Genomic DNA, 12,991 nt, shown 5'->3' on the forward strand with positions numbered 1-12,991 from the left:
TATTTACCTTTGATTTGACTAGTTTATTACTTAATACAAATGAGATCATGGTTAACCAAGAAGGAGACTAGACATGTCAGGGCTAATTAATTTGGTCACTTCCACCTTTCCTATAAAGATTCTTTGTATTACTAGAGAAACAGAAACAAATTATAATACTTATTTGCTATCTCCCTTTTCTCGAGATAAAAGGCAAGTTGACATCTAATTCTACTATATACTTATAAATCGAACTTGTTTAAGATGAAAAACTATTACCTAATTAATGAAGAGGGCCAGCAGGAAGGGCCTTTATCATTTGAGGAACTTAAAAACCTAAAAATCTCTCGGGATAGCTTTATCTGGTATGAAGGATTAGAAGAGTGGAAAAGAGCCGGGCTGCTTAATGATTTTAATTCTTATTTTAAATTACCGCCACCATTTCAACAGATAGCCCCCCCTGACTTTATCAGAAAACCTACTTCTTCTATCTCAGATAACCCTATCAATAAGGAAGAGTTAAAAACAGGAGATATTGCCGCTCTGCAAAACATTTTACACAATGAGTTCCCAGATGCAAAAATACAACATAGTAAAACAATCTTTGGTCAGCAAGTATTGATAATATCCAAAAGCCAAAGTAATAGAGCTAGAGTAGGTTTTATGAAGAATAAATTTTTGTTGATGCACTTTACCCTAAACCGCTTATAATAATACTGATGCTTTTGTCTTTGTTCATTTTTGGACTTGGCCTTTTATGGATGTTTTATTACAGCTATCAAAATAGGGTTTTCAGGAAAAGGATAAAGAAAACATTACAAAGCAAATTACCACATATAAATTTATATTGGGCTTCAAAACTACCTATCTAAAAAGAAATAAATGCATAAGCTTTAACCTACAAATCAGGAAGTAAACGATTCCTGATTTGTAGGTTATCCAATTCCATTTAATATTTCTAGAATTTAGTTTGAATAAAATTGAAAGTACTAACCAATCTGTATTTGAGCCAGTCCTGCCTTCCTCATACACCCGTCACATAAAGTCACTTTGGCTTTGTCTATAGTCGCCACCCCTCCACCAGCATCAGCAATGAAACACGAGGTCACAACACAGTGCCCCCAATGGATGAACTACCTCATGCAGGGAGGCCTTGGCCAGCCTGTCTTAGTACCTGTTGTCACTCGCCTTCCCCCTACCAAGTCTAAAGGTGGAGACCAAGCAGGCCTCTCCACCAAGATGCGAACCTGAGATATCATCTTCTCCTGACTCTAGAAATAATCTTCTAAAGTCATTGTTCCGCTCTAGCTACCACTCGTGCTTCTTAGCAATCTCTCTATCTTCAACTTTCGCATGTAAGTAGAGTTGTCTATGCATTGGAACAACCCCTGAATGAACTTTTCCAAATCAGGTCGTACATAGATAACGTAATAGTTAGGTTCCTCACAGTAGTCCCCCCATTCCCCTTCTATATATTTTAAGAGTATTCCCTTCAATTCCTGATTCGCTATCACCAGCCGCTTATACCATCCTTCTTCTCCAATGACAAACGTAAAAAGATTGTCTTCCGCATCATAACTGAAGCTATATTCGATATCATCAGGAAAATTCTGATTTTCCTCTTGGATGGCTAACTCAAAGGTTTCATCCATAAATTCTTTAAGGCCTTCTACTTCAAAGGCAATGTTTCCTTGTACTCTCATTGATTTAACTTAAATGTAAACAGATTTTATTTGTATTGGCAAAAGTAATATAAAAATAATACAAACATGTGGGAATATTTTTTTCACTTTGCATGCAGGAATATTTTGCATAAAAAAGGCCAATACACTAAATAAACACTGTTTTTTGTCTATGTTAACAAATTGTTAAATTTCTTAACCCATATCCATTATGTTCAAAACACCTATATTGTCAACATCCATAGTTAGAGTTTTTGTTATCAGAACCAAACCTCGCTACTCTATGTAACAACTGTGATTGCAACTTAAGAATGTACCTATATCACTAGTTACAATACCCTTACTAGCTAGGACCGTAAGCATAGCTTTGCTTCAGTAGATAAAGTGATCGTACTTCCCTTGAAGCTGTTGAGTGCTTTGTAATAGGCTCCCTCTTGTTGTGTCCGAATTTCATCTTCCCAGTTGTAGCTCTAGGGAGAAAGATCAGTCATCCATTAAACTTAATAGAAAGTCAATTTTTGCGCTTCTGACAATCCCATAGTGCTCGAACAGGGCTATTGGGCTAAGCCGGTGAAGTATGTCTACCACCTTCCTGTTAAGTTCTACGTCATCCAGGTACACCACAATCCATCCATCATCGATATACTCAATAGGCATGATTGTCGAAAACTTGAAATATGTGCCGCTCTGCCTTGGTGATTCACAACGTGCACATATCCTAAGCTGTATGCCTCGTGCAGGAATGTGATGAAACTAGACTCATTCTCAAAGGTTCTTTGCATTGCTCTAGTTGCTCTTGTATTTTGCTTATTTGATGACTGGCACAGGTAACTGCCAATACTCAAATGCCTTAATAAGCTCATATCTTACCTGTCCCAGCAACGGCTCAGGAGTCAGGATAGAGTCGTGCCTTGGGACTATCTGCGTCACGCCTTGCTGAAGTAGCTTTGCCACGCATGTGTTAATAACTACCTCACTTTCGATGCGCTGCATCATCCACATCAGGTTTGTATAGCTTCCTTTTACTCCCCTATTTTTGATAGAAGGATTGTACTGACTGTACCTCGACTTAATTGTTTTGAACCCATGCCACACGTCTGAAAAACGAGCCTTAAAGCACTCACTGACAGCATCGCCAGCGGACTGAGAACCAAAAAGGACATAGAAGAAAACTTTCTTAGCCGCCTCCCTATCAGTAGCTGCGAGGAAGTTGAAAGGCTTCTTTTTTTTCTTCCTCTTAGCGTTCTTGACCTCTTCGTATTGCTGTAGTGCCTGCTTCCAGCTTGGGGTAAAGTACTGTTTCAATTGCTCTGCCCAAACTTCATATACCGTTCCATTCAGGCAGATCCCCCGGTACTCCTCCCAATCTGCAGAGGTAAAGTCAATGCCTTCTACTAAGTCAGAGGCCTCAGGCAGTATCCGCTCCACGACATCAACGTCCAAGATGGCTGAAAGAAAGGCTTGGCAGTTCTTAATATCCACCTCCTTGCACTCATACTCGTCAAACCCCTTGAATCTGACAAGCGGGTGGCATACTTTCCTTAAAGACAGCCATGCATTGTGCACACGGCCATAGTTGTCCCTGTTGTACCATTCGATATCCCTGCCATCAACATGGTAGAGGTACTTCAGGTAGCTATAGCCACGCTTCTCCACTTCTAACTTGTTGGTTCTCACCAGCTCTCTTGCTTCTTTTGTGTGTAGTACCAGATATACATCCTGCAGCGCCTCAATGAGCTTTGCTAAAACTGGGTCGTTTGATAAGCCAATGAACCTTTTATGCCGTTCTGCACGGTAGCATAGCTCAGCGTTAAAGGCCTTTTTGTCCATAATAGCTACCTTCTTATAATATTTACTGCCTACTCCGAAAATGTTTACCTGCAGCAGGTTAGTTGGTATTCGGAAGCTTCTGGTCTGGTTGTTACGTGGGTCTGGCTGACTATGCCGGTGTGGCTTCATCTCCAGCAGGTCATTCTGAGTAAGAAACTTCAAGGCGGCCGATGCCTTCTTCTCCCCTAAAATCTTCTCCACCAAATGGCTGTGGATAGGGACAAACTCTTGATATGAAAAGATATCGTGGTATCTCCTCCTGTAGGAGTTGAAGATAACTTTATAGAGCAATAGCACTCGGTCGTGTAGGCCTGATTGGTTAAGTATCGTCTTAAATAACTGCGCAGGCAGGTTGGCTGGAAGGTAACCCCATGTAAGTTGTTTTTGTTGATTCTTCTTTCTCACTTCGATAGTTTTTAAGGTTCGAAGCTTATAGAATCTCGATATGAGAAAGTTTTAACTTCCACTGATAAAAATTTGAATTGTAAAAAACATCGGAAACTTAAACCACCCCTCCACCCCACTTCCACCCTTTTTCAGGTTTCCGATGTTTTTTGTACATGATAGAGGCCAGACAGAGCCGGGGCCACCTACAGGCCCCCGGCTCTCTAAATAATGCGCTAGACGATGCATTCTGTTATTTACAAAAATGGAAGGGCAAAGTGGTAGAAGAAAGGTAGAAGAACTTGATATATACCTAAAAAGAAAGGCACATTCATGAGCAATGAGTACAGAAGCGTTAAGATGAAAGACACTACTTTTTTCAACTTAAATTACCTAATCAGGCAGCTATTCTATCAGCAGGGAGTCCGACTGACGAAGGTGCAGGCCATGGATATCGCAGTCAACAGACTGGGTGAGGCAATCATCAAAGCGCAGGATAAAACTAATAGCAAGTCAAATGATAGAGGTAGATAAACTTTTCAAGCGGGGTTATTGCAAATTCCCATACACCCTCTCTGGGAAAGCTTACAATATTACTTTGTACCTCCAAGATGAGTACAAGGGGTTCTGTCATGCTGCCATTAATAAAGCAGATTTACACGAAACCTTTCCCTTGTTCTTGGATACACTGATTATTAAAAATGAGTTTGAAGTCTACCATGTGCTGCTTTTGGTAGGGAGCACTTATCATCCTCTTTACATGAGGGTATATAACATCCAAGTGGAAATAAAGGTGCCGGGTTTTAAGCTCCCACAGTTCATTGTATAGGAACAACCTATAACGTAATTTGATTAAGATTGGTAGATCCCAAATTCCTCCGATAGCTGTGCTTCGTGAAGAGTACTATTAACCTTTGGCCATTGTAGAATTCTATGAATTACAATGCTCTTGGACTTTTGTTATAGTTCGTGGACTTTTGTTATACTTCGGTGGAGAAATGTTATAGTTCGTTGGACTTTTGTTATAGTTAAGTGGAGAAATGTTATAGTTGAGTGGACTTTTGTTATAGTTGAGTGGACTTTTGTTATACTTACCCCCTCAAAGACCCTTTGTATCAACGAGTTACAGAGCCTGTAACTATATAAACCTTATAAAAATAAGGTAAACTTCTTTTAAAAGGGGTAAAAGCAGCAGTTTCATTTTAAGAAACTTAGTTTTTGCATACCAAGCATACTTGAAAATGTTGCTACTTTCTGTTCAGCTCAAGCGAGAATCTTTCCAGCTTTTCGGCTAAGGCTATCACTTCATCGATCCGCTGCACACCAGCCAGCAGATCCTGTGGAATCTGCTCCTCTGGAAAGTAGCTGGCTCCTAGCTGTGCGGCTAGACTACATACAGTGTCTGTGTCCTCGCCAAGGTTAACCGCTGTGAAAATTGTTTCCTCGAAATTGTTAGACTGGTAGAAAGACCACAATACACTCTCGAGTGTGTGTATGACGTAGCCTGAGGAAAATACCTCTTCCTCCTCGGCATCAAGAATCTCGCCTGAAAGAATTCTTTTGAAGGCAAGGCGCTCTGAAGTTGGTACGCTAAGCTGTTCCAGCGTGAACGCACGCTCCAAGCTATTCACCGCTACTGCGTAGGCCATTTCCCTGTTCTTCGTTTCTAGCATTGCCAACAGGAGCTCGCAGAAGAAGAAGCAGGCAAGGACAGAGCGTATGTGGGAATGTGTAATGGACGAATTCTCCCTGATCAGTTCAAATCTCTCGGTGAAGTTTAAGGAATTCAGCAGCACTACCAAGGGCGCAGAACGCATCAATGATCCATTACCGTTGTCATGCTCCCCGCTACCAGAACACAAGGTTATATCAACCTTGCCTATATCACCCCCATCCTGCTCCAGTTTTGCCTCAACACAATCCAGCGCCCTACGTGTGGCTATGCCAATATCAAACAAGACTCCCGTAGCCGTGTAGCTGCCATTCCGGTACCAGTCAAGGTATTTCAAAACAAGCTTATACAGGTCATATCCTTCCAAAATGGACTCAATGGTGCACCACGTCATGCTGGAGTCATCGCTCCACGTGCCCGGAGGCACCGGATAAGTGCCCCAGCCACGGAGGCTTGTGACCGGGTTTCGCTTTAGTTCTTCTCTGCTTTGAAACTCCACGCTGGTTCCAAGGCTGTCGCCAAGAAATCCAGACAAAATTATCCTTTTGACTCTCAATGTATTAGTTGATTTCTGTAACAATTCCTAAAATTAATAATTGGTTACATTTGTATTGTAAAAATAAACATAATACATTTGTAACCATAAAACAATATCATCACACAGGTTCTATAGCAATAGTATGCCATTGACCGGATATAGTTACTGCATTATATGAAGTTAGCTGAGTTATTAAAGACTTACAATATTAGCGGGGCCTCTTTAGCAGACTTTATTGGCCTTACCCGTGGCGCTTTTAATAACAAATTGAAAGTAAAGGATGGAAAGACCTTTAATGAAAATGAGAAAGTGCTTATCCGAACCTTTTTCGACTTTCTGAAGGAAGATTTGGAAGCGGGTGTTCAGTTCGATGAGGTTCCCTATGACCCAACAGAAGTATCGGAGAGAGCAGAACACATCAAGACGTACCTTCAGGAAAGGCTCGAAACGCTAATCCTTATATCAGAATTAAAGAAGACTGAAGGGAGAGGGCGTATAAGAGCCTCAGCCATAAAGTTTAAAAAGGACAAGGATGCCAAGCAGGAAAAAGACAGCGGCCAAGATGGGCCAGACACAAACCAACCTTAAAAACAAATCATAACAATAATGGATACTCCCAGTGAAATTCAATTCCCCGATATCCTAACTGCCAACACCTACAGATGGGGAAGCAGTGCACACGCATCAGGCAGGAGGTATAATGAACGTAAGCGGCAGATGGAGGTAAGCTCGTTCTTTGAGAAGCTAGGCTTTAGAGTAACGCTTGGGGAAGACAGCCTAAAAGCTACGATAGACAAAATCGAAGTCTACTTCACTTATTATGAAACATGCAAGAACGTCTACAAGACATTCACAGTCTACCGGGATGGCAAGAAGAGCAACATCACCGTGCTGCGAAAGTACGCCAACATGAGGACGAGGAAGATTGACAACCTTTTAGCCGCCATGGACAGAAAAGCTGCTTAAACAACTTGCGTAGCCTCACGCCAGTAATGGTCAGGTGGTTCAATTTAAAGGTCCTGTTAGAATGTCCATCATTTTCAAACCAGACCAGCACAAAACTTTACTTCCTTTAGTTCACGATAAACTCTAGATATGATTGAACCAGTCACATCCAAAACACCAGTGCTTCTGTTCTGTCGTGTCAGCACTGACGCCCAGTCCTACGCCTACCAACTGGAGGAGCTGCAGAGTTACTGCACCTCACAGGGTTATGAGGTGGTGGAAACCATTGCCAATAACATCTCCGGGCGTACCGGTGCCAAGCGGCCGGACTTGGAGCATCTCTTCAGTTTGGCCAAGCGGGGAATTTTCAGAAAGGTAATTGTGACTTCAGTGGAGCGTCTAGGTCGGGATGCACGAATGATTCGCAAAACGATTGACTACCTGCACGAGCCGAAAATCTCTGTGGTATTTAAGAACCAATGTTTTGAGAGTCTGGATACTAACGGGGAAGAGACCTTTGTCACCAACATCCTCATCTCAGTATATGCCGAAGTAAGCATGGAGGATAACAAGCAGAGGTTATCTAAGATAAAAAGTGGCTTAGATCATGCTGTCAAGAAGGGGAAAACTCTAGGTCGCCAGGCTGGGTGAAAAAAGAATAATGAAAAGCTATTGCGGGAGGGCCCGAAACTGGTAAAGGACCTGAAGCAGGGACTATCGCTGAATCAGTGTGTGAAGCTGCATGGTGTGGCTAAGAATACCGTCATCAAGGTCAAAAAAGCTATTATCCAGTTGTAGCTGTTATGCATCTGCAGTTACTTGACCTAGACGGTTCTACCTCTACATATAAAATCAATTGTAAATCATTCTCAGATCAATATTAAAATCTTTCATACTCACCATACCATAAAGTAAGGACTAATAAAATTTAAAAATGTTAAGACTAATACTAAAAGATATTTTCTCCAGACAGAAACACCTGAAGCAAAGAGCAGCCATCAGAAAGCACTTACAGAGTTTTTTAGATAATGGTCTGGAAAGTTGGGCTTTTACCCATAACGAGAATCCAGCATTGTATTCTGCCCTACAGCTGTGTATGCCAGACGGAACATACTTCTTATACATAATAAACTCCAAAGTAGAGCAAGAGCTTAAAGGTATAACAAAAAACGATCATAACTCTCCGGACATGCTAAGGGGGTGGATGAGAAAAGATAAACTAACCTTGCTGGGTTTTTAATTATGATTTCAAGTTATCCACATGAAAATAGAAACCGGCACATTTTGTTTAATTCTTGGAAACTGACATTCTTACTTTGCCTGACAAATTCTCAATCTGAAGCTACAATAGGGACTGCAGAGTAGGTTTCACGATTATAAATCTTTTCAGTTCCAGACTGAGATTGCCGTTTCATCACTTGGGACCTAGAAATAAGACCGCAACAATATGAAAAGAACTGAAATTATTACTAGCTCCTTCGCAATGCAAAAAGGTGTGAAAATCAAAGGCAAAGAGCTAAAGGTTCTAAAGAGAGCTATGCTAAAGGAGAAAGAGTTTCAATTCTATCTTTGCAGCGAAAGCAATCATCCTGATGACAAGATCTCAATAAGCTACTACTTCTTAGAGGGAGACAGAAGAGGCGAATCGATAATTTTTCAAAACAATTATGTGAAGAGAGAGCTCACTGAGTTTGAAACATACTGGCAAAACCAAGCCTTCCTCTACCAACTATCAGTTGCTAAGACCATTTATTATATTGAAGGAACAGGATTATTCGCATTTACAGTAGATACGACTGATATCCATAGCAAAGCAGAAAGCATTAAAAAGTCCCTTACATTTAGTTGCATATATAATAGCCCTCTTACAAGGACCTACAAAATTACTTCTTTGTTAGCGGCTACACCACTTGCGACTAGTGATAGAAGTTTGAATTGAAGTAAGACCCTACTATTGAAGAGGCCACTATGGTTCAGTAGATGCTTCTGGAGCTACTTGGCATTCTCTAAGTTCACTCTGATGCGTAACTTAAGATTATAATTTCTTAACAACAATTGGAAAATTTAAACGAGTAGATGCTATATCGGAGTATTTATCTGTCTTTTAATCAAGTCATATTACAGGTACTCCGCAGAAGATTTGATTTATATAAGTATTCCACGATGGCTATTGAGACCTCCAATGCAACCCAATAGTCACATATATTTAAGCCTCATCCCAGATCTGTATTTTACTTCATTTTAATTATAATATTACTACATTGCTATAATTATAAATGATTTAAAACCCCTCTCACAATGAGGCATCAAGATGTGTGTTTATTATATCATCAAAACTTATCGCTATAACTGTACACCTTAATCGTGGAAACAAAACTGTACAAAGAACTAATTCAGCATTTGCCTGTGATACATCAAAGCTTCACCACGAAGCGTAGCAACTGGAAGAATGCAGAAATGAAAATTGATTGGCTGCAGGATTTAAACGATCAGCTGTTCCAGAACCAATCCAAACTCGAACTGAGCAGACAGGACTTACTTTCCCACACTGGCTCCACCCGTGAACTTATCGCCAAAGTCATTTACTGGGGTTACCCAAACGGTATGCGTGGCAACCATTTTGTGAACATCCTGAGGAACATAGTGCCCCTTGAAGAGGCTCTGGACAACATAAAAGTTAAAATTAATCCCGAGACAGAAGACTATGAAGCAGTGGTGCGCATGTTTGACAGTATTCAAGGCTTGGGGATGTCCACATTCAGCAAGATACTCTATTTCATGGGCATCAAGTTTAATGGCTACCCATCCCTGATTCTTGACCTAAGGCTCATAGACGTGTTCCGCAGCAACGTGTTTGCTGACTTCGCTGAACTCAAATCCATGCACTATGGTAACACCCGGAAGCATTACCTAGATTATATCCGAATTATGAACGAGTTGGCTGAAAGGCTTGGCACAAGCGGTGAGAGCATCGAGCAGTTCCTATTTATTTTCGGAAACAACTTAAAAGAGAACTGAGACTTTCTACGCAAGCTATGGAGACATTATATAACGATGGCTTTTGCCTGAATGCCAACTGAACAACGAGGAGGTGAAGCTGATGCTCAATAAGGATGACTTCTGGGAATGCCCGAAGTCAAACCTGCAGCTGGCAATTTATGGTGTTGATGCAGTTACATTAAAGTTTAGGGGTACGGGCAAATTCAAAGAGACACCTGTATACGGAACAGACGAGATTTGCGGTGCTATTCTGTCTCGGGCTGAAGAGAACTCTATAATGCCAAGCAACTTATTTTTCAACTCGCACGAAGAATTGAGACGTTACCTACAATTCGAAGTTGAGCCGAATCTCGAGTTGAGCCTGCAAAACCTTGCAATGACATACATTACATATAAATATGGTGGTGGCTCTCTCTTGCCCTACAAGCGACAGTCCAGGAACTTTAAGATAGATTTTGAGAATAAGAACATCCTGAAGAAGCTAGAAAAGCGTGATGTGGAAGAAGGCCTGCCATTTCAACATTCGTACACTCACCTGTACAATCTTTTGACGCTACTGTTCCAGCGGCAATGTGATGGGAATATAAGCTGGCTACCAGAAATGGGCATGAGCCAGAACCAACTTGAAATTTGCAATAAGTTCCTACACCATATGCCAGATCCTGTCACACATATTACAGACAAAAATGTTCTGAAGCAGAGGCTCCTGATATTTATCGTTGATCTGATTTGCGTTATCTACCATGGCCAGAAAGCCAATATAAGCAGCGACAATACTATCAAATAACCTTTTTGATAGCAATACGAACCTTTACAAGCTATTATCCTCAAACTATTTATCTTTCAATTAATTGTTTTCACTTTAGATGGCAATTCTCTACCCAAACTACGAAACTATCAAAAGTCTTAAAGTTCCTCCAACCGAAGGGGAGCTTAAAATGATTGACTTTTTAGTTGAAACCCTGGATGATGAATATGAAGTATTCTTCCAGCCCTTTCTAAATGGTGATTGCCCGGATATTGTGTTGATGCGAAAGGGAGGAGGCGTACTAATTATCGAGGTGAAGGACTGGCGATTGGATAGTTACCATCTCGATTATAGAAAAAGGTGGTTTGTCACACATAATAATGCATTGATAAAATCTCCGATTTCCCAGGTCATGAAGTACAAAGAGAATATGTACGACCTGCATATACAGAACCTGTTAGAATTAAAGTTAAAGGAATTTAAGTATTGGTATATTGTCAATTGCGCCATATTCTTTTATCATGAGAAGCAAAGCGATATCAAAGACTTCCTTCTAACCCCTTTTGAGCGGAAAAAAGAATTTTTAGATCAGTCCAACGCAAAAAAAGAATCATATGACAAGCTAGAAGAAGATGAAAGTAACTATCTAACTTTTTTAAATAAAAACATAGACCTTATAGGCTATGACAACCTTAATTCTAAAGATTTAAAGGACCTCCTTAAAAGAAGGTGGATTAGCAAGAAGTCAACATATTTTGATGACAAGCTGTACGATAGCTTTAAAAGATACTTAAAGCCATCATTCCATTCAATGGATGATGGGAAGAATTTCAATTATACCAAGAAACAGATTGAGTTGTCTACAAGTAGATCCGGTGAACAGAAAATCAAAGGAATTGTTGGAGCTGGTAAGACTCTAGTTCTTGCTAAAAGAGCTGTTAATGCACACAAAAGAACGGATGACAAGGTTTTAATATTAACCTATAACATATCACTCAAGAACTACATTCATGACAAAATCAGTAATGTAAGAGAAGAGTTTTACTGGAAAAACTTTCATATAGCGAATTACCACGATTTTTATAATTCTGTCCTGAACAACCTTGGTATTGACTTTGATATTCCCACAGATTTTGACAATTGGGAGAAGTGGCGCAAGGATGCATTCTTCGAGAATAACTACTACAGTAACATTAATCTATTTGCAGAACATAAAGATCAAATTGAGAAATACGCTGCAATCCTGATTGATGAAGTTCAGGATTATCAAACTACTTGGTTAAGAATAATTAAAAAATACTTTTTAGAAGAAGATGGTGAATTTGTGGTGTTTGGTGATAGCAAGCAGGACATCTATAATAGAGTAGCACTGGTTGATAATAAGAAAGAATTAGTAATACCAGAAAGCCCTGGAAGATGGTCAGAATTGAATCAATCTTTCCGCCTCACTCCTACTATAACTGCCTTTGCTTCCTCGTTTCAGAAGCGCTTCTTAGCAGATAATCACCTACCAGATGAATTTGAAAATCTCAACTTCCAATCAGCTCTTTTCGATAGAGTCCATTACAAATATTTTGGTCAACTCAATTTTCAAGAAGTAGCATCATTTATAAAGTCCTATACCATCCAACTAGGGGCACATCCTAATGATGTATGTGTATTGTCCTTATCTATTGATGTAATTAGAGAGATAGATTTCGAGTATAGAAAAATCAGCCCAGAAAAAACATATATAATGGCTGAAACAAAGGAGTATTACAACCATTTAAAGGGTATCCATGGTGATACAAAAAAATTCAAAAAGGAACTTGAGAAAATAAGAAAGAACAAGAAGTTACACTTTTGGATGAACTCTGGTACAATGAAATTTTCAACCGTGCATAGCTACAAGGGATGGGAGATTCAGACTTTATTCCTAATTACTCATAAAGACACTCTTGAATCGACATACAAGGAGTTGGTATACACTGGTTTTACTAGGTGTATGCGCAACTTAATCATTATTGATATTGATGACCAAGAACTGCACAGCTTTATGGGAGAATTGCAATTCGTAGAAACAATCAACTAAAATTGCACTAAATTTCTTGCAAAACTGGCATCATCTGTAATAGTCAAGATATAGTCTGACAGCTGTGGCTTAGCTGACAGTGGTCTGCCCTAATGTATTGTTCCCTGAGCCCGCGTCGTCGGCTCATTTTTTTTCTCCACCA

General features: G+C 40.1%; 11 protein-coding genes. 8 read left to right on the forward strand and 3 right to left on the reverse strand.

Going from position 1 to position 12,991, the window contains the following annotated elements; translation table 11 throughout:
- Positions 1-243 precede the first annotated feature (243 nt).
- Positions 244-690 carry a DUF4339 domain-containing protein gene (locus O71_RS15950; protein ID WP_007658748.1) on the forward strand — a complete coding sequence of 149 codons (447 nt, stop codon included), beginning with the start codon at positions 244-246 and terminating at the stop codon, positions 688-690.
- A 593-nt stretch (positions 691-1,283) separates the two neighbouring features.
- Here the strand turns inward: O71_RS15950 and O71_RS15955 are convergent.
- The 3 genes from O71_RS15955 to O71_RS15975 form a co-directional block, all read right to left on the reverse strand.
- Positions 1,284-1,682, reverse strand: a complete 399-nt coding sequence (locus O71_RS15955; protein WP_007658750.1) for a hypothetical protein — start codon at positions 1,680-1,682, stop codon at positions 1,284-1,286.
- A gap of 786 nt (positions 1,683-2,468) precedes the next feature.
- Positions 2,469-3,896: a hypothetical protein gene (locus O71_RS15960; RefSeq protein WP_007658752.1), complete on the reverse strand. Its 1,428-nt coding sequence runs from the start codon at positions 3,894-3,896 to the stop codon at positions 2,469-2,471.
- A gap of 1,226 nt (positions 3,897-5,122) precedes the next feature.
- Entirely contained in the window at positions 5,123-6,082 is a 960-nt protein-coding gene (locus O71_RS15975; protein ID WP_051017795.1) for an ADP-ribosylglycohydrolase family protein, read from the reverse strand.
- Between the two features lie 177 nt (positions 6,083-6,259).
- Between O71_RS15975 and O71_RS15980 the strand changes: the two genes are divergently transcribed.
- From O71_RS15980 to O71_RS16015, 7 genes are all read left to right on the forward strand, one after another.
- Positions 6,260-6,673 (forward strand): hypothetical protein, encoded by a 414-nt coding sequence (locus O71_RS15980; RefSeq protein WP_007658760.1) that lies wholly within the window; start codon positions 6,260-6,262, stop codon positions 6,671-6,673.
- Positions 6,674-6,691: 18 nt separating this feature from the next.
- Positions 6,692-7,051 carry a hypothetical protein gene (locus O71_RS15985; RefSeq protein WP_007658762.1) on the forward strand — a complete coding sequence of 120 codons (360 nt, stop codon included), beginning with the start codon at positions 6,692-6,694 and terminating at the stop codon, positions 7,049-7,051.
- 129 nt (positions 7,052-7,180) lie between these two features.
- Positions 7,181-7,681, forward strand: a complete 501-nt coding sequence (locus O71_RS15990) for a recombinase family protein (RefSeq protein WP_007658764.1) — start codon at positions 7,181-7,183, stop codon at positions 7,679-7,681.
- A gap of 796 nt (positions 7,682-8,477) precedes the next feature.
- On the forward strand, positions 8,478-8,969 hold the full coding sequence (locus O71_RS16000) for a hypothetical protein (RefSeq protein ID WP_007658769.1): 492 nt from the start codon (positions 8,478-8,480) through the stop codon (positions 8,967-8,969).
- Positions 8,970-9,394: 425 nt separating this feature from the next.
- Positions 9,395-10,048: a hypothetical protein gene (locus O71_RS16005; RefSeq protein ID WP_007658778.1), complete on the forward strand. Its 654-nt coding sequence runs from the start codon at positions 9,395-9,397 to the stop codon at positions 10,046-10,048.
- A gap of 73 nt (positions 10,049-10,121) precedes the next feature.
- On the forward strand, positions 10,122-10,817 hold the full coding sequence (locus O71_RS16010) for a hypothetical protein (protein WP_155800960.1): 696 nt from the start codon (positions 10,122-10,124) through the stop codon (positions 10,815-10,817).
- A gap of 79 nt (positions 10,818-10,896) precedes the next feature.
- Positions 10,897-12,849 carry a UvrD-helicase domain-containing protein gene (locus O71_RS16015; protein ID WP_007658781.1) on the forward strand — a complete coding sequence of 651 codons (1,953 nt, stop codon included), beginning with the start codon at positions 10,897-10,899 and terminating at the stop codon, positions 12,847-12,849.
- Positions 12,850-12,991: the final 142 nt, after the last annotated feature.

The sequence above is a fragment of the Pontibacter sp. BAB1700 genome (genome assembly GCF_000277005.1).
GTDB classification, from domain to species: domain Bacteria; phylum Bacteroidota; class Bacteroidia; order Cytophagales; family Hymenobacteraceae; genus Pontibacter; species Pontibacter lucknowensis.

Excerpts from the sequence above, each read along its gene's own strand:
- O71_RS15980 (WP_007658760.1), top strand. The coding sequence starts at position 6,260 with ATGAAGTTAGCTGAGTTATTAAAGACTTACAATATTAGCGGGGCCTCT.
- O71_RS16015 (WP_007658781.1), top strand. The coding sequence starts at position 10,897 with ATGGCAATTCTCTACCCAAACTACGAAACTATCAAAAGTCTTAAAGTT.
- O71_RS15955 (WP_007658750.1), bottom strand. The coding sequence starts at position 1,682 with ATGAGAGTACAAGGAAACATTGCCTTTGAAGTAGAAGGCCTTAAAGAA.
- O71_RS15990 (WP_007658764.1), top strand. The coding sequence starts at position 7,181 with ATGATTGAACCAGTCACATCCAAAACACCAGTGCTTCTGTTCTGTCGT.
- O71_RS15985 (WP_007658762.1), top strand. The coding sequence starts at position 6,692 with ATGGATACTCCCAGTGAAATTCAATTCCCCGATATCCTAACTGCCAAC.
- O71_RS15950 (WP_007658748.1), top strand. The coding sequence starts at position 244 with ATGAAAAACTATTACCTAATTAATGAAGAGGGCCAGCAGGAAGGGCCT.
- O71_RS16000 (WP_007658769.1), top strand. The coding sequence starts at position 8,478 with ATGAAAAGAACTGAAATTATTACTAGCTCCTTCGCAATGCAAAAAGGT.